The organism is Streptomyces spororaveus, assembly GCF_016755875.1.
In the GTDB taxonomy this organism is placed as follows: domain Bacteria; phylum Actinomycetota; class Actinomycetes; order Streptomycetales; family Streptomycetaceae; genus Streptomyces; species Streptomyces spororaveus.
In genome coordinates this window covers 5871409-5891455 of record NZ_BNED01000005.1, presented here as the reverse complement: position 1 = coordinate 5891455, position 20047 = coordinate 5871409, and the positions used below count along the sequence as shown (strand labels likewise).

18 protein-coding genes and 1 riboswitch are annotated in these 20047 nt (G+C 73.6%); of the genes, 11 read left to right on the top strand and 7 right to left on the bottom strand.

What is annotated here, in order from left to right:
- Positions 1-28 precede the first annotated feature (28 nt).
- From Sspor_RS29045 to Sspor_RS29035, 3 genes are all read left to right on the top strand, one after another.
- Entirely contained in the window at positions 29-1036 is a 1008-nt protein-coding gene (locus Sspor_RS29045; protein WP_202201741.1) for an N-acetylmuramoyl-L-alanine amidase, read from the top strand.
- A gap of 153 nt (positions 1037-1189) precedes the next feature.
- Positions 1190-2014, top strand: coding sequence for a DUF5336 domain-containing protein (locus Sspor_RS29040; protein WP_202201740.1), 825 nt, complete (start codon positions 1190-1192; stop codon positions 2012-2014).
- A 100-nt stretch (positions 2015-2114) separates the two neighbouring features.
- Positions 2115-3125: an LLM class F420-dependent oxidoreductase gene (locus Sspor_RS29035; protein WP_202201739.1), complete on the top strand. Its 1011-nt coding sequence runs from the start codon at positions 2115-2117 to the stop codon at positions 3123-3125.
- Positions 3126-3165: 40 nt separating this feature from the next.
- Here Sspor_RS29035 and Sspor_RS29030 read toward each other — a convergent pair whose 3' ends face one another.
- A complete protein-coding gene (locus Sspor_RS29030) occupies positions 3166-3558 on the bottom strand; it encodes a hypothetical protein (RefSeq protein WP_202201738.1) in 393 nt (130 codons plus the stop codon).
- A 504-nt stretch (positions 3559-4062) separates the two neighbouring features.
- A complete protein-coding gene (locus tag Sspor_RS29025; protein WP_202203930.1) occupies positions 4063-4632 on the bottom strand; it encodes a hypothetical protein in 570 nt (189 codons plus the stop codon).
- A 179-nt stretch (positions 4633-4811) separates the two neighbouring features.
- Here Sspor_RS29025 and Sspor_RS29020 point away from each other — a divergent pair, with 179 nt between their 5' ends.
- Positions 4812-5114, top strand: a complete 303-nt coding sequence (locus Sspor_RS29020; protein WP_202201737.1) for a hypothetical protein — start codon at positions 4812-4814, stop codon at positions 5112-5114.
- 4 nt (positions 5115-5118) lie between these two features.
- Here Sspor_RS29020 and Sspor_RS29015 read toward each other — a convergent pair whose 3' ends face one another.
- The 3 genes from Sspor_RS29015 to Sspor_RS29005 form a co-directional block, all read right to left on the bottom strand.
- Complete coding sequence (locus Sspor_RS29015) at positions 5119-6201, bottom strand: prenyltransferase/squalene oxidase repeat-containing protein (RefSeq protein ID WP_202201736.1); 1083 nt, start codon at positions 6199-6201, stop codon at positions 5119-5121.
- Positions 6198-6935: a class I SAM-dependent methyltransferase gene (locus Sspor_RS29010; protein ID WP_202201735.1), complete on the bottom strand. Its 738-nt coding sequence runs from the start codon at positions 6933-6935 to the stop codon at positions 6198-6200. The genes Sspor_RS29015 and Sspor_RS29010 overlap by 4 nt, the downstream gene beginning before the upstream one ends.
- Before the next feature lie 64 nt (positions 6936-6999).
- The gene (locus tag Sspor_RS29005) at positions 7000-8322 is read right to left on the bottom strand and encodes a glycosyltransferase family 4 protein (protein WP_202201734.1); all 1323 of its coding nucleotides are present in this window, start codon (positions 8320-8322) and stop codon (positions 7000-7002) included.
- A 218-nt stretch (positions 8323-8540) separates the two neighbouring features.
- On the opposite strand from Sspor_RS29005, the gene Sspor_RS29000 reads away from it, so the two are divergent.
- Complete coding sequence (locus tag Sspor_RS29000; protein ID WP_202201733.1) at positions 8541-9164, top strand: TetR family transcriptional regulator; 624 nt, start codon at positions 8541-8543, stop codon at positions 9162-9164.
- A gap of 1652 nt (positions 9165-10816) precedes the next feature.
- Here Sspor_RS29000 and Sspor_RS28995 read toward each other — a convergent pair.
- Both Sspor_RS28995 and Sspor_RS28990 read right to left on the bottom strand, forming a co-directional pair.
- Positions 10817-11050 carry a ferredoxin gene (locus Sspor_RS28995; RefSeq protein WP_202201732.1) on the bottom strand — a complete coding sequence of 78 codons (234 nt, stop codon included), beginning with the start codon at positions 11048-11050 and terminating at the stop codon, positions 10817-10819.
- Positions 11050-12513: an aldehyde dehydrogenase gene (locus tag Sspor_RS28990; protein WP_202201731.1), complete on the bottom strand. Its 1464-nt coding sequence runs from the start codon at positions 12511-12513 to the stop codon at positions 11050-11052. Before Sspor_RS28990 ends, Sspor_RS28995 begins: the two co-directional genes overlap by 1 nt.
- A gap of 207 nt (positions 12514-12720) precedes the next feature.
- On the opposite strand from Sspor_RS28990, the gene Sspor_RS28985 reads away from it, so the two are divergent.
- The 6 genes from Sspor_RS28985 (at position 12721) to Sspor_RS28960 (ending at position 20007) form a co-directional block, all read left to right on the top strand.
- Complete coding sequence (locus tag Sspor_RS28985; protein ID WP_202201730.1) at positions 12721-13791, top strand: Strvi_7410 family MBL fold metallo-hydrolase; 1071 nt, start codon at positions 12721-12723, stop codon at positions 13789-13791.
- An 81-nt stretch (positions 13792-13872) separates the two neighbouring features.
- Positions 13873-13942, top strand: a riboswitch (cobalamin riboswitch).
- A 138-nt stretch (positions 13943-14080) separates the two neighbouring features.
- Positions 14081-15334: an SCO2321 family membrane protein gene (locus Sspor_RS28980; protein WP_202201729.1), complete on the top strand. Its 1254-nt coding sequence runs from the start codon at positions 14081-14083 to the stop codon at positions 15332-15334.
- Positions 15334-16029 carry an SCO2322 family protein gene (locus Sspor_RS28975; RefSeq protein WP_202201728.1) on the top strand — a complete coding sequence of 232 codons (696 nt, stop codon included), beginning with the start codon at positions 15334-15336 and terminating at the stop codon, positions 16027-16029. The genes Sspor_RS28980 and Sspor_RS28975 overlap by 1 nt, the downstream gene beginning before the upstream one ends.
- Positions 16026-17318 carry an energy-coupling factor transporter transmembrane component T gene (locus Sspor_RS28970; protein WP_237404072.1) on the top strand — a complete coding sequence of 431 codons (1293 nt, stop codon included), beginning with the start codon at positions 16026-16028 and terminating at the stop codon, positions 17316-17318. The genes Sspor_RS28975 and Sspor_RS28970 overlap by 4 nt, the downstream gene beginning before the upstream one ends.
- A complete protein-coding gene (locus Sspor_RS28965) occupies positions 17315-19099 on the top strand; it encodes an ABC transporter ATP-binding protein (RefSeq protein WP_202201727.1) in 1785 nt (594 codons plus the stop codon). The genes Sspor_RS28970 and Sspor_RS28965 overlap by 4 nt, the downstream gene beginning before the upstream one ends.
- Positions 19100-19152: 53 nt before the next feature.
- Positions 19153-20007 carry an ECF transporter S component gene (locus tag Sspor_RS28960; protein ID WP_202201726.1) on the top strand — a complete coding sequence of 285 codons (855 nt, stop codon included), beginning with the start codon at positions 19153-19155 and terminating at the stop codon, positions 20005-20007.
- The last annotated feature ends 40 nt before the right edge of the window (positions 20008-20047 follow it).

The window sequence follows — 20047 nt, the reverse complement described above, 5'->3', positions numbered from 1 at the left end:
CCCCCGGAGCCGGGTCTAGCATCGCGGCGTGCGCAACGACAACAGCCCCCCGCCCCCCGAGTCCGGCTCCCCCATCGGCCCGGACCGGCCCTGGTTCACCCGACGCTCCACGCTCGTCGTCGGGGTTGCCGCGCTCGCCCCGGCCGCTCTGGCGGGCTGGGTCCTGACCCAGGCCTTCGCCGGGTCGGGGTCCGACGGGCAGCCCCGCTCGGCGCCGCTGTCCGCCTCGCACTCGGCCCTGTCGCCGGGCCAGCGGGACGCGAAGCCGGGCGCCGCCACCGATGAGGACGCGACCGCGAGCCCCGGTGCCGGTACGAGCACCCCCGCGGCCGCGCCCGCACCCGCACCCGCACCCGCCAAGGGCGCGCTCGCCGGCCGGACCGTGGTCGTCGACCCCGGCCACAACGCCGGAAACTTCGAGCACACCGACGAGATCGACCAGCAGGTCGACATCGGCACGGGCCACAAGGAGTGCGACACCACCGGCACCACCACCAACGCCGGCTACAAGGAGGCGGACTTCACCCTCGACGTCTCCCTGCGCCTGCGGACCGCCCTGGAGGCCCAGGGCGCCAAGGTCGTCCTCACCCACCAGGCCGACCGCCCGTGGGGGCCCTGCATCACCGAGCGCGCCCGCATCGGCAACGAAGCGAAGGCCGACGCCGTCGTGTCCGTGCACGCCGACGGGGTCTCGGCGGGCAACCGCGGCTTCCACATCATCCTCCCGGCCAAGGTCAAGGGCGGTGCCGCCGACACCGCGAAAATCGTCGAACCGTCCCGGCAGCTCGGCGAGCGGATCGCCGGGAACTTCGCCCGCACCACCGGATCCGACCCCGCCAACTACCTCGGCAGCGGCACGGGTTTGGTCGTCCGGGACGATCTCGGCGGACTGAACCTGTCAACTCAGCCCAAGGTGTTCATCGAATGCGGCAACATGCGTGACGCCAAGGACGCGGCGCAGCTGACGAGTCCGGAGTGGCGGCAGAAGGCGGCCCAGGGCATCGCGGACGGCATCGTCGGCTTCCTCGGCGGGTAGACCCCCTCGGGAGTCCGGCGGGACCACCCGCCGACCCGATCATCTCGGCCGTCGGAAACCTCCGTACCATGGTGCAGCCCGCCCTGCTGCAGACACGTTCTGCGACCGTGGCACCACGAGACGACGACCGAGACCGAGAAGGACACCTGAGACGTGAACATCCGCTCCCTCACTCGAGGCGACGGCGTGGTGATCGGAGCAGCGGCGCTGCTGTTCATCGCCTCGTTCCTCGACTTCTACTCCGCCACCGGCGTCGACCGGCCGAGCCCGTGGGACCTCAGCTCCAACCACCTGACGCTCCCCAGCATCTTCCTGCTCGGCTTCATCGCCGCCGGTCTGCTGATCGCGGCCCGCTTCCAGCCCGAGCGCAAGCTGGCCGGCCTGCCGCTGACGGCGTGGGGCACCGTGCTCGCCGTCTCCGCCGCCTGGTCGTCGGTGTGGGCGCTCATCGCGTGCCCGGAGATTTTCGACCTGGGCGCGGGCTCCTTCCTCGCCCTCATCGCCACGCTGGCCCTGGCCGGCGTGGCCGTGGCCGGGGCGAAGGTCCCGGCCCTCGCCGGCCAGCTCGTTCCGGAACCGCGGCCCGCCGCGGTCCCGCCGTACGGGGGCCAGCCGGGCCAGCCCCAGCCGGGTGCCGGGTACGGCTACCCGGGCGGGCAGCAGACCCCGTACGGGGCCACGCCGCAGCCGGTCCCGCCGTACGGCGGCACGCCCAACCCGACCCCGGGTCCCGGTCCGCAGGACTCCCAGCAGACCCCGACCCCGGCCCCGGCGGCGGACTTCAGCCCGTTCTGGTTCGCGGTGCCGGTCGCCCGCCCCCTGTACGCGGAGGACGGCTCGCCGTCCCCGATCGCCGAACTCGCCCCGGGCACCTGGTACCTGGCTGTCGAGCAGCGTGGCGCGGCCACTCTGATCGCCCAGACCCAGGACGGCCGCCGCGGCGTCCTGAACGACACCTCCGGCATCCAGCGCGGCTGACCGCCACCCGGATCCCGGCCGACGGCCCCCCGCCCTTCCGGGCGGGGGGCCGTTGCCCTACAGTCACCTGACGCCTCGTCAGATTCTGGAGGGACCGTACATGCGCCTCGGACTCGCCCTCGGCTACTGGGGCCGCGGCCCCGCCCCCGCCCACCTCGACCTCGCCACCGAGGCCGAGAACCTCGGCTACCACTCCGTATGGACCGCCGAGGCCTGGGGCTCGGACGCCTTCACCCCGCTGACCTGGATCGCCGCGCACACCTCGCGGATCCGCCTCGGCACGGCCATCGCGCAGATGGCCGCCCGCACCCCGACCGCGACCGCCATGCACGCCCTGACCCTGGACCACCTCTCCGGCGGCCGGATGATGCTCGGCCTCGGCCTGTCCGGGCCGCAGGTCGTCGAAGGCTGGTACGGGCGCCCCTTCCCCTCCAGCCCGCTCACCGCCACGCGCGAGTACGTGGACGTCGTCCGGCAGGTGCTGCGCCGCGAGGCCCCGGTGGAGCTCGACGGCCGCTTCCACAGCCACCCGTACCGCGGCGAGGACGGCACCGGCATCGGCAAACCCCTCAAGCCGATCACCCACCCCCTCCGCGCGGACCTCCCCCTCCTCCTGGGCGCGGAGGGCCCGAAGAACATCGCCCAGACCACCCGGATCGCCGACGGCTGGCTCCCCCTGTACTGGTCCCCGACCCGCACCGACGTCTACCAGGCCTCCCTCACCGACCTCCCCGAGGGCTTCATGATCGCCCCGATGGCCCGCGCCAAGGTCTGCGACGACGTCGCGGAGGGGCTGCTCCCGGTCAAGGCGATGCTCGGCTTCTACATCGGCGGCATGGGCCACGCGGCCCGCAACTTCCACGCCGACCTGATGGCCCGCATGGGCTACGAGGAGGAGGCCCGCCGCATCCAGGAGCTGTTCCTCGCGGGCCGCAAGGAGGAGGCGGTGCTGGCCGTACCGGACGAGTTCGCCGACGAGATCTCGCTCGTCGGCCCGCGGGAACGGATCGCCGAACGCCTGGACCTCTGGCGCAAGGGCCCGGTGACCGACCTCCTCCTGACCGCCCCGGACCCCCACACCCTGCGCGTCCTGGCGGACCTCAACAGCTGAGGCCGCTCGCCCGGACCGTGCGGCCAAAGGGGGCGGCTGCTCAGGCCGTGTCCTCCGCCTGCGGTACGGCCTCCAGCAGCTCCCGCACATCCAGCGGCATGACGGCGATCTCGATGCTCCCACCGCCGTCGTAGGCACAGGTGACGATCCGCGAGCCGGGGTTGATGGAGATCCCCTCCTTCACGGAGGGCACCCGCACCCCGGTGGCCCGCCCGCCGGGCAGCACGACGGCCTCCCCGCGCTCCGGAACCCACCGGGCCACGCCTTCCTCGGCGTACACCCGCCCGGCCCGCCACCGCCCCTCCCCGGCCGGGATCCGGACCATGCAGGGGATCCCGGGCACGGGCCCGGCGGCCGTCCGCGCACGATGCTTGCGCCGCAGCAGCCACCCGGCCCCCACGGCGCCGAGCACAACCACCACGATCTCGATCACCCGCCCATTGTCTCCCGTTCCGGGTGCGGGTCCCGTTCCGGGTGCGGCCCGGTGGCCGCGCCTCAATCGCCGGCGGGGCTGGGTTTGGCTCCGGGTGGGCGGGGTCGGGTCCGGGGGTGGGGGTGCGGGGCCGCCGGCGGGTGTCTCCTCGGCTCGCGCCTGCGGGCACGTCCCGGCCGTGCGGGGTGGTTGCGCGCTCGTCCTGCGGGGACACCCCCCGCCGTCCCCGCACCCCCACCCCGGCCGACCGGCACTGGGGCCGTGGGGTGGGGACACTCCGGGGGCTCCCCGCAGGACGAGCGCGCAACCCGGGCCGAACGGCAGAACCACGGCCGCAGGCGCGAGCCGAGGAGAGCCCCCGGAGGGGCACCACCCCACCCGAAGCCACGCCCACGGGCCCGACCGCCCAGGGGACACCACCAGCCCCGCCGGCGATTGAGGCGCGGCCACCGGGCCGCACCCCACCGCACCGCCCGGCCAGGGCAAGGGCAAGGGCTCGAATCGCTAGCCGCCCAGCTGCGACGCGCTCGGGACCTTGTCCGTCACCGTGGCACCCGCACTCTGGCCCGCTTCCTTCACGCTGTTGATGACGCTGTCGAAGGCGTCGATGTCGCCGTCACCCGCCTGACCCTTGCGCAGCTTGCTGCCGAGGCCCTTGAGGGACTCGATGCCCGCCGTGAGCGGGGCCACCGCCTTCGACAGCAGCGGGTCGCCCTTGGCGTTCTGGGCCGCCGCCTTGAGCCGGTTGTACGCGAAGGCGCCCGCGAGGCCCGCCTTGATCAGCGCGAAGGTGCGGCCCTTGGCGCCCTTCTTGAACTTGCCCGCGCGGTACGGCTTGACGATCCACTGGTACGTCGCACCGGCCGCGAGGCTCGCATTGGCGACGAAGCGCGTCTTCGCGAACTTCTGCTTCTCCGCCGACGTGGTGGGCGACGGGGTCGCGGCGGCCAGTTCGTCGGCCTCGGCGGCGACGGGCTCCGCCGCCGCGAGGGCGGCCAGCTCCCCCATCGACGCGGCGGAGAGCTCCTCGCGCGGGCCGCTGCCGCCACTCCCGCACGCGGTGGCGCCGACCATCAGCGCGGTGGACAGCACCACGGCCGTGACGGCGCGGCGGAATCGGACGGTCGTGGGTACGGACACGGTTTCCTCCGGGAATGAGGCGTCTCCCGCAGCCTCACCCCGTTCCCCCCGCCTCCACCACCCGGGGGCGCCCGTTCGGGTTTACGACACGCCGAGGCGGCAACACGCGCCGTATGAGCACTCACACACGAGTACGCACCCGGGGAAGCAGTCAGGCAGGCCGTGCCGTCGCGCTGGTGGCGGACGTGCTCGCCTTCGTCATCGGACTCTGGATCCTGCTCTACCTGCTGGAGGCCAACCAGGGCAACGCCCTGGTCGACCTCGTCCACGACGTCGCGTCCTGGCTGGCGTCCTGGTCCTACGACCTGTTCACCTTCGGCCGCGCATGGGTCCAGGTCGTCGTCGGCTACGGCATCGCCGCCGTGGCCTATCTCCTCGTCGGCCACGCGGTCGCCGGCTGGCTCTACCGCCGCTGACCGGTCAGCGGCAGCAGTCCGGCTCCAGCCCGGCCGGGAGTTCGGTCCCGCCGAACACCTGGGTGGTGGCCTCGTCCCCGCCGAGCGCCGCGACGGCGAGCAGCAGGGACCCGGCCGTCCAGGTGGTCTGCTCCACCGGCCAGACGGCCCGGTCCTGGAACACGTACCCCGTCCAGTACATGCCGTTGTCCGCGCGCAGGTGGGTGATCGACCGCAGGATCTCCAGCGCCCGGTCGGACTCCCCCGTCGCCCACAGCGCGAGCGCCAGCTCGCAGGACTCACCGCCCGTCACCCACGGGTTGGGCAGTACGCAGCGCACGCCCAGGTCCGGGACGACGAACTCGTCCCAGCGCTCGTCGATGCGCGCCTTGGCCTCCGAGCCGGTCAGCGCCCCGCCCAGGACCGGGTAGTACCAGTCCATCGAGTAGTGGTTCTTGTCGAGGAACCGCTCCGGGTGGCGCCGGATGGCGTGCCGCAGCGCGCCCGCGGCGAGCTCCCAGTCGGGCTGCGGCTCCTCGCGGTGCTCGGCGATGGCCAGCGCGCAGCGCAGCGCCTGGTGGATCGAGGACGATCCGGTGAGGAGGGCGTCGGTGACGGCCGTGCCGTCCGCCTCCCGCTTCCAGCCGATCTCGCCGCCCGGCTGCTGGAGCGTCAGGACGCACTCCACGGCCGCGTAGACGGCCGGCCACATGCGGTCGAGGAAGGTGTCGTCGCCCGTGGACAGGTAGTGGTGCCACACGCCGACGGCTATGTACGCGGTGAAGTTGCTCTCGCGGCTCGCGTCCTGCGGCTCGGCGGTGTCCACCCCGTCCGGCCGGTCGGCGTAGGCCGCGTACCAGGAACCGTCCTGGTTCTGGTGCCGGGCCAGCCACGTGTACGCCCGCTCCGCCGCCTCGTGCTCACCGGCCGCGTCCAGTGCCATCGCGGCCTCGGTGTGGTCCCACGGGTCCAGGTGGTGCCCGCGGAACCACGGTATGGCCCCGTCGGCGCGCTGCGCGGCGAGGATCCCCGCCACCGTCCGCGCGGCCTCCTCGGCCGTCAGTACGCCGTCCAGGACCAGGTGTTCGGTACGCCCGGGCGAGCTCACTGGGCTGCCGCGCTGACGGGGAGGTGGGGCTTGGTCGCGTACGCCACGAAGCTCTTGCCGATCAGCGGGTTCAGGGCCTGCTCCGCGAGCCGCGTGGCCAGCGGCTTCTTCATGATGTCCCAGACCAGGAGCTTGTGGTACGCCTTGACGGGCAGCGCCTTGTCGTTGTCGACGCCGAAGGCGCACTTGAGCCACCAGTACGGGGAGTGCAGCCCGTGCGCGTGGTGCGTGCCGTACGGCTTGAGGCCCGCGGCCTTCATCTTGCCGAGCAGCTCGTCCGCCTTGTAGATGCGGATGTGGCCGCCCTCGACCTCGTGGTAGGCGTCGGAGAGCGCCCAGCAGATCTTCTCGGGGCCGTAGCGCGGCACGGTGATGGCGATGCGCCCGCCGGGCTTGAGCACGCGGACCATCTCGGCGAGCACGCCCTTGTCGTCGTGGATGTGCTCCATCACCTCGGAGATGATGACGACGTCGAAGGAGTCGTCGGGGAAGGGCAGCGCGAGCGCGTCGCCCTCCATGGCGGTGGCGGTGGCCCCGGCGGGGGCCTCACCGGCCTCCTTCATCGCTGCGAACCACTTGGCGACCTCGCGGATCTCCTCGCCGTTGCGGTCGACGGCGACCACCTGGGCGCCTCTCCGGTAGCACTCGAAGGCGTGCCGGCCTGCGCCGCAGCCCAGGTCGAGTACGCGGTCGCCTGCGGCGAGCGGGAACCGGGAGAAATCGACGGTCAGCACGGGGTCCTGCCTTCGCGGTCGCGGGGGTTCGGGGTGGTGGGGAAGAAGCGGGGGAAGCGGAAGGTCACCGCGCCGAGCGGCCGGTACGCGCGGCGGCGGCCTGCTCGATGGCGGCGCGGTAGTGCGCGGCGGTGCCCTTGGCGGCCGCGGCCCAGGTGAACCGGGTCAGGACCCGTTCGCGCCCGGCGCCGCCGAGGCGGGCCCGCAGCTCCGGATCGCCCAGCAGCCGGCCCAGCGCGGCGGCCAGCGCGCCCGCGTCGCCCGGGGGCACCGCGAGGCAGGTCTCGCCGTCGGGTCCGGCGACCTCGGGGATCGCGCCGCCGGTCGTGGCGACGAGCGGGGTACCGGTGGCCATGGCTTCGGCCGCCGGGAGCGAGAAGCCTTCGTAGAGGGAGGGCACGCAGGCGATCTGGGCGCTGCGGACGAGGTCGACGAGCTCGGCGTCGGTGATGCCCTTGACGAAGCGGACCGCGTCCTGGAGGCCGTACGCCTCGATGGCGCGGGCCACGGGACCCTGCTCGGCGCGCTTGCCGACGACGACGAGGTGCGCCTCGGGCTGCTCGGTACGCAGCTTCGCGAGCGCCTCGACGAGGTACACGAGCCCCTTGAGCGGCACGTCGGCGCTGGAGGTGGTGACGATGCGGCCCGGGACCTCGGCGACGGACGGGTCCGGCGACCAGAGGTCGGTGTCGGCGCCGATGTGCACGACGTGGATGCGCTCGTCGCGGACACCGAGGTGCTGGGCGATCTCCTGCCGGGAGGATCCGGAGACGGTGAGCACGGACGGCAGCCGGCGGGCCACCCGGCCTTGCATGCGGGTGAAGGCGTACCAGCGGCGCACGGAGGCCCGCTTCAACAGGCCCTGCGCGGCGTCCAGGTCCAGCTTGCGGTCGACGGTGATCGGGTGGTGGATCGTCGTGACCAGCGGGGCGCCGAGGTCGCCGAGGAGGCCGTAGCCGAGCGTCTGGTTGTCGTGGATGACGTCGAACTCACCGGCGCGCGCCGCCAGATGACGGCGGGCGCGCAGCGAGAAGGTCAGGGGCTCGGGGAAGCCGCCGGTCCACATGGTGGCGACCTCGACGGCGTCGATCCAGTCCCGGTACTCGTCGCGCTTCGGCGTACGGAAGGGGTCCGGGCTGCGGTACAGGTCCAGGCTCGGGAGTTCGGTGAGCGAGGCGCCCGTGTCGAGCACCGGGTAGGGCTGCGCGCCGATGACTTCGACGGAGTGCCCCAGCTGGACGAGCTCGCGCGAGAGGTGGCGGACGTACACGCCCTGGCCGCCGCAGAACGGGTTCCCCTTATAGGTGAGGAGTGCGATACGGAGCGGGCGGTCGCCGTCGGCGGCGGTGCCCGCGAAAGGGCTCGTCACCATGGCCTCAGCGGTCACTCTCGGCCCCCTTCTCGCTGCAACTTTCGCCGGAGCGTAACCGCTCGGATAATGTAGAACAAGTTTCAGACTTGATCCGTCGAAGACCATTGAATCTACCGGCCGGAAACCACACCGTAAGAGGCGGAGCAGGTGATTCGCGCCACGGCTCCGGCGCCTGCGATGCTGGCCGCGGACCAGCCCGGATTCAGCCCGCGCAACGACACGGAACGGGACACATGACAGCGGAAGTGAAGGCCGTCACGACACCGGCGTCGCCTCCCCTGACGGAACGCCAGGAGGCACGCCGCCGCCGGATCCTGCACGCCAGCGCGCAGCTGGCCAGCCGGGGCGGTTTCGACGCCGTCCAGATGCGCGAGGTCGCGGAAGCGGCGGGCGTGGCCCTGGGCACGCTCTACCGCTACTTCCCCTCCAAGGTGCACCTGCTGGTCGCCACCATGCAGGACCAGCTCCAGCACATGCACACCACGCTGCGCAAACGCCCGCCCGCCGGGGACGACCCGGCGGCCCGGGTCGCGGAGACCCTGATGCGGGCCTTCCGCGCCCTCCAGCGCGAACCGCAGCTCGCCGACGCGATGGTAAGGGCACTGACGTTCGCGGACCGGAGCGTGAGCCCCGAGGTGGACACGGTGTCCCGGCTGACCACGGCGATCATCCTGGACGCGATGGGCCTGGAGCAGCCGCCCACGGCCGAGCAGCTCTCGGCGGTCCGGGTCATCGAGCACACCTGGCACTCGGCGCTGATCACGTGGCTTTCCGGCCGCGCCTCGATCGCCCAGGTCAAGATCGACATCGAAACGGTGTGCCGCCTGATCGACCTGACGGCCCCGGAAAAGGCCTGAAGCCGCCGCTCGCACGGCGAAGGCCACGCGAGCGAAGCCGGAACGCGGGGCGGGGGCTCCGGAGGGCGGGAGCCGCGCACCCCGTGGTCAGTGATGTGCATGGGGGTTTCCCGTCAGTCTCATCGTCTCTCCGTGTCGGGCCGGTCCCTCAAGGGCGCTCGTTCCTCGCGTCGCTACGCGATGGCCTTGCGGCCACCCTTGACCGACCGTCCCGCCCCGGAAATCCGAAGACTGCCGAGAAGCCCCCAAAAGAACGAGCCGGTCCAAGCTCTGAAGGACGGGGCGGCCAGAGACCCCCTGCCCGGACGGGGGCAGGGACACCCGACAGACGGGGCCCATGACAGCCGCCGCCCGCGTCGGGGGAAGCGCCCCAAATCGCTACGCGCTCCCCACCTCTCAGCGTCCGACGACCGTCCTGGGCTGGACATAGGCCGCCCACAGCCTCGATCCGACACTCGACCTGCGTCCGACGACCGGCCGGGGCCTGGGCACAAGCCGCCCACCATCCAGTCATTCCTCACTCACGGCGGTGGACAACCGTCCGTGGCGGGGTCTGCGCCGCGCGCTATCCGTCTGCCTCTCGTTCACGGCGGCGGACGGCCGTCCGTGGCGGGTCATAGGCCGCCCACCATCCGTCGGTTTCTCATTGACGGCGTCCGACGACCGTCTGCGCAGTCATAGGCCGCCGAGGACTCTCGGATGCTCCTCTTTGCCGGCGGCCGACGGCCGGTGCGCCCGCCCGGGCGCGTTGAGGGTCCCTTTTGACTGCGTCTGACTGCCGTCCGGAGGTGAAAAGGCGTGGGACTGCGGCTATTTCGTCGTGGATACAGGTCAGCGCACATGGGCGACCCAAAGGGTCGTCGGTTTGCCCTAATTGCCCCCGTATGGGGGTTGATTTCTGGTGTCATGTTGGCGCTGACCCGATTCCACGACGGAATAGTGGAGGTGTCAGCCGCCAGTCCCCCTCAGAGACTCTCATCAGCCCCCAACCGGCCGCCGGTCGCAGTCTCGGAGAAGCGCATAGCGATTTGAGGCGGCTCAATGCCCAGCGCCGGCCGGTCGTCGGACACGAGTCGGGCAGCGGACCGGTCTGGTGGGCGGCTTGTGCCCAGGCCCCGGACGGTCGTCGGACGCAGGTCGAGTGTCGGATCGAGGTCGTGGGCGGCCTATGCCCAGCCCAAGACGGTCGTCGGACGCCGAGAGATGAGGAGCGCGTAGCGATGTGGCGCGCCTCCCCCGACCCGGGCCGGGGTCTGTCATGGGCCCCGTCTCGGGAGTGTGCCCGCCCCCGTCCGGGCAGGGGGTCTCTGGCCGCCCCGTCCTTCAAAGCCTGGACCGGCTCGTTCTTTTGGGGGCTTCTCGGCAGTCTTCGGATTTCCGGGGCGGGACGGTCGGTCAAGGGTGGCCGAAGGCCATCGCGAAGCGACGCGACGAAGGAGCGCCCTTGAGGGACCGGCCCGACACGGAGAGACGATGAGACTGACGGGAAACCCCCATACACGTCACCGACCACCGCCCCAGCGGAACAGCCCCTCCGCAGCCGCCGCCCGGCTTCTCGACTCCGCCCGAGAGGCTCCCGCACGCCGAAGCCCCCGCCCCGCCGACCGACCCCGATCGAGCGGGTCGGCCCCACCGAAGCCCCCGCCCCGCCCCTACTCCTCCGGTGGGAAGACCGGTTCTCCCGTCGCCGCCAGGGTGATGAGGATGGCTTCCACCGGGCAGCCTTCCGCTGCCGTGAGGGTCGGCTCGTTCGCGTCCGCCTCGGCGGTGCGGGGGTGGGACTGGCGTGCCGAGTCCAGGACGAAGCCGTCCGGGGCGTGGTTCACGCACATGCCCGAGCCGATGCAGACCCCTCGGTCCACCTCGACCTGCCAGCGGTCACCCATCAGGCACCCGCCTCGTGGCCCGCGGGCAGGTGGATCATCTTGTGCTCCAGGTACTCGCTCAGGCCTTCCGGGCCGAACTCCCGCCCCAGGCCGCTGTTCTTGTAGCCGCCGAACGGCCCCAGCATGTCGAGGCTGAAGGTGTTCACGTTGAAGGTGCCGGTGCGGATCCGGCGGGCGAAGTCGATGCCGTGCTCGACGTCGGCGGTCCAGACGCTGCCGCTGAGGCCGAAGTCCGAGTCGTTGGCCACCCGTACCGCCTCGGCCTCGTCGCCGTAGGGGATCAGGCAGACGACGGGGCCGAAGATCTCCTCGCGCGCGATCCGCATGGAGTTGTCGACGTCGCCGAAGAGGGTGGGCTCCACGTACCAGCCCCGCTCCAGGCCCGCCGGGCGGCCACCGCCCGCCAGGACCTTCGCGCCCTCCTCCTGCCCGATCCGGATGTAGTCCAGCGAGCGCCGCTGCTGCCTCTCGGCGACGAGCGGGCCGAGCTGGGTGGCCGGGTCGAGCGGGTCGCCGACGACCAGCTCGCCGGCGGCGGCCGCGAGGGCCTCGGCGACCTCCTCGTACCGGCTCCGGGGGGCGAGGATGCGGGTCTGGGCCACGCACGCCTGTCCGTTGTTCATCCAGGCCGCGGGGACGATCCCGGCGACCGCGGTCGCCACGTCGGCGTCCGGCAGGACCACGGCCGCCGACTTGCCGCCGAGTTCGAGGGTGACGCGGGTGAGGTTGCGCGCGGCGACCTCCATCACGCGCTTGCCGGCCGCGACCGAACCGGTGAAGGCCACCTTGTCGATGCCGGGATGTCCGACGAGGTACTCGCTGACCTCGCGGTCGGCGGGCAGGATCGAGAGCACGCCCTCGGGGAGTCCGGCCTCGCGTGCGATGTCGGCGAGGATGTAGGAGTCGAGCGGCGCCTCGGGCGAGGGCTTCAGGATCACCGTCGACCCCGTCAGCAGCGCCGGCGCGAGCTTGGCCGCCGCCACGAACTGGGGGACGTTCCACGGGATGACGGCGGCGACCACGCCCACGGGCTCCCGGCGCACCAGGATCGGCCCGAGCACGCCCTGCCGGTACTCCTCGTACGGGTAGGCGCGGGCGACCGTGATCGCGGCGTCGTAGACCATCATCGGGCCGAGCGCCTGGGCGAGGATGCTCCAGGAGTACGGGGATCCGTTCTGGGAGCTGATCGAGCGGGCGATCTCCTCGTGCCGGACGGCGATCGCGTCCTTGATCCGGGAGACGACGGCGATCCGCTCGTCGAGGGTCATCCGCGGCCAGGGGCCCTCGTCGAACGCCCTGCGCGCGACGGCGACGGCGCGGTCGACGTCCGCCTCGGAGGCGTGCGGGACGGATCCGATGACCTGCTCGGTGTGGGGGGAGACGATCCGGATCGTGTCGGTGCCCAGCGGATCCGTCCACTCCCCGCCGATGAACAGCTTTCCGTGTTCCACGAGCTCGGTCATGGCTGCTGCCTCCTGCGGCTTGCCCTGCGGCTTGGCGTTCCAGAACTGATACCAGTTCTAGTTAGAGGAGTCCACGGCCAGGACGGAACCTCCGTCGCAGCCACGCGGAAGATCGAACGACTAGTCAGGGAGCCCGGAAAGTGGTCGACTTGGGCTACTACTGGAACACGTTCTCGTCCGAGGGCGGCAACAGGGGAGGGCGGGCGCATGACGGAGGACACGCCACAGATCACGGAGGACACTCCACACGTCACCGATCACGGCGGCGGTGTGTGGGGGATCAAGGTCCCCATCCCCGACAACCCCCTCGGGCACACCCTGGTCCACGTCCTCGACACCGACCGCGGCCCGGTCCTCGTCGACACCGGCTGGGACGACCCCGAGTCCTGGGACACCCTCGTCGCCGGCCTCGCCGCACTCGGCACCGCCGTCACCGACATCCACGGCGTGGTCATCACCCACCACCACCCCGACCACCACGGCCTCTCCGGCCAGGTCCGCGAGGCCTCCGGTGCCTGGATCGCCATGCACGCCGCCGACACCGAGGTCGTCGTACGGACCCGCGCCTCCGAGCCAGGCGTCTGGTTCGACTACATGAGCGCCAAACTCGCCGCCGCCGGAGCCCCCGAGGAGCACATCGCCCCGCTGCGCGCCGCCCGCGCGAGCGGCCGCATGCGGACCCTGCCCGGGCTGCGCGCCGCCGTCCCCGACCGGGAGATCGTGCCCGCCGAGCTGCTCCCCCTCGCCGGGCGCCGGCTGCGCGCGATCTGGACCCCCGGCCACACCCCGGGCCACGTCTGCCTGCACCTGGAGGAGGACCATCCGGCGCACCTCCCCGGCAACGGCCGGCTCTTCTCCGGGGACCACCTGCTGCCCGGGATCTCCCCCCACATCGGCCTGTACGAGGCCCCGGAGGACACCCGCGTCACCGACCCCCTCGGCGACTACCTCGACTCCCTCGAACGCATCGGCCGCCTCGGACCGGCCGAGGTGCTCCCGGCCCACCAGCACGCCTTCACCGACGCACCCGCCCGCGTACGGGAACTCCTCGACCACCACGAGGAACGGCTCAGCGGCCTGCGGACGCTGCTCGCGGAGCCGCTGACCCCGTGGGGGCTGGCCGAGCGGATGCAGTGGAACCGGCCCTGGGAGCAGATCCCGTACGGCTCCCGCAACATCGCGGTCTCCGAGGCGGAGGCCCATGTGAGGCGGCTGGTGAAGCAGGGCCGGGCCGAGGCGGTGCCGGGCACGGACCCGGTCGCGTACCGGGCCCTGTAAGGGGCGCACGCCCCCGGCACCCCGGGGCCCGCCGGTTACGGGCCGGTAGAGTGAGCCTGTCGTCCACACCTCTGTACGGGGGGAAGCCGGTGCAATTCCGGCGCTGACCCGCAACCGTGACCCACACCCGGCACCGCCCGGGCGGGGAGCCGGAATGCCCCGTACCGGTGGTGCGCGGCTCGTGTCGCCGGAGCCCCGGCGGCCGGCACCGTCGAGGTAAACGGAGCCGGAGCCCGGTGCCTGTGCGTGCCTGCTGCCGGTTCCCCCGTACGAGAGGCACCGCCCCCCTATGAACGTCCGCCGCAGCGCAGCCGCGCTCGCCGCCTCCGCCGTGCTCTGCGTGGGCGCCGCCCCCGCAGCCCTCGCCGACACCGCGCCGCCCGCCTCCCCCTCCGCGCCGCCGGTCATCCCCGAAGGCCTCTACGGCAAGAACGACCCCACCTACGACGGCGTGTGGCGGCAGTCCTTCGCGCTGCTCGCCCAGCACACGGTCGGCGTCAAGCCCTCCCTCAAGGCCATGGTCTGGCTGGTCGGCCAGCAGTGCCAGAACGGCGGCTTCGCCTCCTTCCGCCCGAACGCCGGCGTGGCCTGCGACGCGAACACGATGTACGACACGAACGCCACCGCGGCCGCCGTGCAGGCCCTGCAGGCCCTCGGCGGCCACGACGCGGAGGTCAAGAAGAGCGTCGACTGGCTGAAGTCCGTCCAGAACGAGGACGGCGGCTGGAGCTTCGTGCCCGGCTCCCCCAGCGACGCCAACTCCACCGCCGTGGTGATCAGCGCCCTGTCCGTGGCGGGCGAGAAGCCCGCCGAGGTCAGGTCGAAGGCGGGCAAGTCGGCCTACGAGGGCCTGCTCCCCTTCCAGCTGGGCTGCACCGCCGAGCCGGCCGCCGACCGCGGCGCCTTCGCTTACCAGCCGGTCGACGGCAAGCTCGTCGCCAACGGCGACGCCACGGCCGCCGCGGCCCTGGCCGGCCTCGGCAAGGGCGCGGCCGTGGTCCCGTCCGCCGAGAACACCCCCGCCGCCCCGCTGGCCTGCCCGGCCGTGAACGCCGCCGACCCGGTGGCCGCCGCCCAGGGCGCGGCCGGCTACCTGGCCGAGGCCCTGAAGAAGGACGGCCACCTCATGGCCGTCACCCCGGGCGCGGACCAGCCCACCCCGGACACCGGCAACACCGCCGACGCGGTACTGGCCCTGGCCGCCGCGGGACACAAGGAGTCGGCGGCGGGCGCGCTGAAGTGGCTGGAGGCCAACTCCGCCGAGTGGTCGAAGGGCAGCCCGGCCGCTCTGGGCACGCTCGTCCTCGCCGCGCACGCGACCGGGACCGACCCGAAGTCCTTCGGCGGCACCGATCTCGTCGCCGCCCTGAACGCGACCGGCCCGGCCCCGCAGGGCGCGGACACCGAGGCGACTGAGGTGGAGGGTGAGAAGGAGAAGTCCTCCACCAACCAGAACGTCTGGTGGGTCGTCGGCGCGGGTGCGGCGGCCGGTATCGGCATCGGCATCCTGCTGAGCGGCCGCCGGAAGAAGAACCAGTCCTGATGCGCCGCCGCCTGCCCGCCGTGGCCCTCACGCTCGCGCTCGCTCTCGGGATCGGGATCGGCGCGGCCCTGTCGGCGGCCGCTCCGGCGCTGGCGGCCGGCTACCGCTACTGGTCGTTCTGGGACGGCTCGGGTGGCGGTCAGTGGTCGTACGCCACCCTGGGCCCCTCGATGGCCCGCCCCGCGGACGGCGCCGTCCAGGGCTTCCGCTTCTCGGTGAGCAAGGACGCGGCGGCGCAGGCGGCGCAGCCGCGCGCGGCGGCCGACTTCGAGACCGTCTGCGGGGCGACCGCCCCGACGGCGAGCAGGAAGCGGGTGGCGCTCGTGATCGACTTCGGCGTCCCGGCGGACGCCCCGGCGGGCGACGCCCCGCCCGATGCCGCCCCGCGCACGGCCTGTGCGCAGGTGGCCCCCGAGGCGACGGCCGCCGAGGCCCTGGCCTCGGTGGCCAAGCCGCTGCGCTACAACAGCGCGGCGCTGCTGTGCGCGATCTCCGGCTACCCGAAGCAGGGGTGCGGCGACCAGGTCGCGGACACCGCGGCCGAGTCCCCGGCCTCCGCCGCGGCCCCGGCCCCGGCGCGGTCCTCGGAGGCGGATTCCGGCGGGGGTCCGTCCGCGGGCCTGCTGGCGGGCATCGCCGCGGTGGCCGCCCTGGCCGCGGCCGGCGTCTGGCAGTCCCGCCGCCGCACCCGATGACTCCCCGCCCCGAGCCGGATCCCGCCTCCGCCGACGGCGCGGTCGGCGAAGCCGCCCCCGCGGCGGCCGGTCCCGGAACGGCCCGGCCCGCGCGGCGCTCGGCCCCCACCGGGCCCGCAGCCGACGGCGTGCCCCCGGCCCGGCGGAGCCCGGCCGGGGCGCCGGACGGCCCGGGCCGGTCGACGTACGAGAAATGGCGGCCCCCGCAGGCGACCCGTGCCACCGCCCTGCACGCCGGGGCCTGGTGGCTGTGGGCCCTCGGGCTCGCCACCGCCGCCTCCCGCACCACCAACCCGCTCCTGCTCGGGCTGATCGTCGGCGTCGCCGGGTACGTGGTCGCGGCGCGCCGCACCGACGCGCCCTGGGCCCGTTCCTACGGTGCCTTCCTCAAGCTCGGCCTGTTCGTCATCGGCCTGCGCCTGCTCTTCTCCATGCTCCTCGGCTCCGCCGTCCCCGGCTCGCACACCCTCTTCACCCTCCCCGAGATCCCACTGCCGGCCTGGGCCCAGGGCATCCGCTTCGGCGGCCGCGTCACCGCCGAGCAGCTCGTCTTCGCCTTCTACGACGGGCTGAAGCTGGCCGCGCTCCTGGTGTGCGTCGGCGCCGCGAACGCCCTCGCCAATCCGGCGCGGCTGCTGAAGTCCCTCCCGGCCGCCCTGTACGAGGCCGGGGTCGCCGTCGTCGTCGCGATGACCTTCGCGCCGAACATGGTCGCCGACGTCGTCCGCCTGCGGACCGCCCGCCGGCTGCGCGGCCGCCCCACCGGCGGGGTGAAGGCCGTCCTCCAGATCGGCCTGCCGGTCCTGGAGGGCGCTCTGGAACGCTCCGTCGCCATCGCCGCGTCGATGGACGCGCGCGGCTACGGCCGTACCGCCGAGGTCCCGCCCGCCGTCCGGCACACCACCAATGCCCTCACCGTCGGCGGCCTCCTCGGGATGTGCGCCGGCACGTACGGGCTGCTCGCCGCGCAGGGCGCCGCGTACGGACTCCCCGTGCTCGGCGTCGGCGCGGCCCTGGCCGTCGCGGGCCTGCGCCTCGGCGGGCGCCGGTCGGTGCGCACCCGCTACCGGCCCGACCGGTGGGGTGTGCGCGCCTGGCTGGTCGCCGGTTCCGGGGCGGCCGTCGCCGGCCTGCTCATCCACGCCGGAAGTGTCGCTCCGGCCGGTCTGCATCCGGGTGTGGTCCCGCTGGTGGCGCCCACGCTTCCGCTGTGGCCGGCGGCCGCGGTGCTGATCGGCCTGCTGCCCGCCTTCGTGGCACCCGTACCGCCCAAGGAGGCGTCGCAGTGATCCGCTTCGAGCAGGTGTCGGTCACCTACGACGGCGCCTCCGCCCCCTCGCTGCAGGGCGTGGACCTGGAGATCCCGGAGGGCGAGCTGACGCTGCTGGTCGGCCCGTCCGGGGTCGGGAAGTCCACCCTGCTGGGGACCGTGAGCGGGCTGGTCCCGCACTTCACGGGCGGCACCCTGCGCGGCCGTGTCACGGTCGCGGGCCGTGACACGCGTACGCACCGGCCGCGGGAGCTCGCGGACGTGGTGGGCACGGTGGGCCAGGACCCGCTCGCGCACTTCGTGACGGATGTGGTCGAGGACGAGCTCGCCTACGGCATGGAGTCTCTGGGCCTGCCACCAGCGGTGATGCGCCGCCGGGTGGAGGAGGCCCTGGACCTGCTGGGGCTGAACGAGCTCCGCGACCGGCCGATCGCGACGCTGTCCGGCGGCCAGCAGCAGCGGGTGGCGATCGGCTCGGTGCTGACCACGCACCCGAAGGTGCTGGTGCTGGACGAGCCGACGTCCGCGCTGGACCCGGCGGCGGCCGAGGAGGTCCTCGCGGTCCTCCAGCGGCTGGTCCACGACCTGGGCACGACCGTGCTCATGGCGGAGCACCGGTTGGAGCGGGTCGTCCAGTACGCCGACCGGGTCCTGCTGCTGCCGTCGCCGGGCGCGGCCCCGGTCATCGGCACCCCGGCGGAGATCATGGCCGTCTCCCCGGTCCATCCGCCGGTGGTCTCCCTGGGCCGCCTCGCGGGCTGGTCCCCGCTCCCCCTGTCGGTCCGCGACGCCCGCCGCCGGGCCGCTCCGCTCCTGGCCCGCCTGGCCGCCCCCGCCGCTCCCCGGGCTCTGCCCGGAACCGGGCCGCGGACGTCGGCAAGGCCGAAGTTCCCGGCCCCGCCGGCGCTTGAGGCGCGTGGGTCCGGGAGTGGAGCCCCCGTTGCCGGAGCGCCCGGTGCCGGAGCCCCCGGGCTCCTCGCGCGGCTGTTCCGCCGCGGCGGGCCGGGCCCCGCCACCGCGCAGGCCCCCGGCTCGGGCCCGGCCGAGGTCCGTGACCTCTCCGTCCGCCGCGGCCGCGTACAGGCCCTGCACGGCGTCAGCCTCACCGTGGCCCCCGGCGAAACCATCGCCCTCATGGGCCGCAACGGCGCCGGCAAGTCCACCCTGCTCTCGACCCTCGTCGGTACGGTCACCCCCACCACCGGCGAGGTGACCGTCGGCGGCCGCACCCCCCACCGCACGCCGCCGCCGGAGATGGTGCGCCGTGTCGGCCTCGTCCCGCAGGAGCCCCGCGACCTGCTGTACGCCGACACGGTCTCCGCCGAGTGCGCCGCCGCCGACTCCGACGCCGCCGCACCCCCCGGCACCTGCCGCGACCTCGTGTCCGCACTGCTCCCGGGCGTCCCCGACCACACCCACCCGCGCGACCTCTCCGAGGGCCAGCGCCTCGCACTCGCCCTGGCGCTGGTCCTGACCGGGCGCCCCGCCCTGCTGCTGCTCGACGAGCCCACCCGCGGCCTGGACTACGCCGCCAAGGTCCGGCTGATCGAGATCCTGCGCGGCCTGGCCGCCGACGACCACGCGATCGTCCTGGCCACCCATGACGTGGAGCTCGCCGCCGAGCTGGCCCACCGTGTGGTGATCCTGGCCGGCGGGGAGGTCGTCGCGGACGGTCCGACGGCCGAGGTCGTCGTCTCCTCGCCGGCCTTCGCCCCACAGGTGGCGAAGGTCCTGGCCCCGGAGCCCTGGCTCACCGTGCGCCAGGTCGCCGAGGCGCTCGACGCGGCGGAGGCCCGGTGAGCCCCGCGAGCCCGACGAGCCCCGCGAGCCCGGCAAGCCCGGCGAGAGGTCCGGTGAAGAGGCCCGTCCGCATCGGCCCCCGCGCCGCCGTCGCCCTGGTCCTCGTCACGCTCATCGGCGTCGCGGCTTTCGGCTGGCCGCTCCTCGCGGACCGCCAGTCGGGCCTGGCCCACTCCCAGGACGCCCCCTGGCTCTTCGCCGCGCTCCTCCCGCTCCTGGTGGCGGTCGTCGTCGCGACCATCGCCGACGACGGCATGGACGCCAAGGCGGTGGCGATGCTCGGCGTCCTCGCGGCCGTCGGGGCGGCGCTGAGACCGCTGGGTGCGGGTACGGCCGGCCTGGAGCCCATGTTCTTCCTGATGGTGCTCAGCGCGCGCGTCCTCGGTCCCGGGTTCGGTTTCGTCCTGGGCTCGGTGACGATGTTCGCCTCCGCCCTGCTGACGGGCGGGGTCGGGCCGTGGATGCCGTTCCAGATGCTGGCGATGGGCTGGTTCGCGCTCGGGGCCGGGCTGCTGCCGGGCGCGGAGCGGATCCGGGGCCGGGCGGAGCTGCTGATGCTGGCCGCGTACGGCTTCGTGGGCTCGTTCGCGTACGGCACGGTCATGAACCTGCAGGGCTGGGTGCTGCTGCAGGGCATGGGGCAGGGCATCTCCTTCCACCCCGGGGAGCCGCTGGGCGCGAACCTGGCGCGGTTCGCCGCGTACTGCCTGGCGACCTCGGTGGGCTGGGACCTGGGCCGGGCGGCGCTGACGGTCGTCCTGACGCTCACGCTCGGGGCGACCCTGCTGAAGGCGCTGCGCCGGGCTACCCGCAAAGCCGCCTTCGACGCGCCCGTCTCCTTCGGTCCGGGAGCCGGAATCGAACGCGAACCCGCTCCCGAAAGGGGTACGAACGGCAGCGGAGGGTGACATTCGGGGCCTCCCCCGGTGACCCGTCCCATAGGGCCCA

Bases quoted from the DNA above. Each gene is read 5' to 3' on its own strand.
- Sspor_RS29035 (WP_202201739.1), top strand. From the start codon at position 2,115: ATGCGCCTCGGACTCGCCCTCGGCTACTGGGGCCGCGGCCCCGCCCCC.
- Sspor_RS29025 (WP_202203930.1), bottom strand. From the start codon at position 4,632: ATGGTCGGCGCCACCGCGTGCGGGAGTGGCGGCAGCGGCCCGCGCGAG.
- Sspor_RS29020 (WP_202201737.1), top strand. From the start codon at position 4,812: ATGAGCACTCACACACGAGTACGCACCCGGGGAAGCAGTCAGGCAGGC.
- Sspor_RS29000 (WP_202201733.1), top strand. From the start codon at position 8,541: ATGACAGCGGAAGTGAAGGCCGTCACGACACCGGCGTCGCCTCCCCTG.
- Sspor_RS28995 (WP_202201732.1), bottom strand. From the start codon at position 11,050: ATGGGTGACCGCTGGCAGGTCGAGGTGGACCGAGGGGTCTGCATCGGC.
- Sspor_RS28990 (WP_202201731.1), bottom strand. From the start codon at position 12,513: ATGACCGAGCTCGTGGAACACGGAAAGCTGTTCATCGGCGGGGAGTGG.
- Sspor_RS28985 (WP_202201730.1), top strand. From the start codon at position 12,721: ATGACGGAGGACACGCCACAGATCACGGAGGACACTCCACACGTCACC.
- Sspor_RS28980 (WP_202201729.1), top strand. From the start codon at position 14,081: ATGAACGTCCGCCGCAGCGCAGCCGCGCTCGCCGCCTCCGCCGTGCTC.
- Sspor_RS28975 (WP_202201728.1), top strand. From the start codon at position 15,334: ATGCGCCGCCGCCTGCCCGCCGTGGCCCTCACGCTCGCGCTCGCTCTC.
- Sspor_RS28970 (WP_237404072.1), top strand. From the start codon at position 16,026: ATGACTCCCCGCCCCGAGCCGGATCCCGCCTCCGCCGACGGCGCGGTC.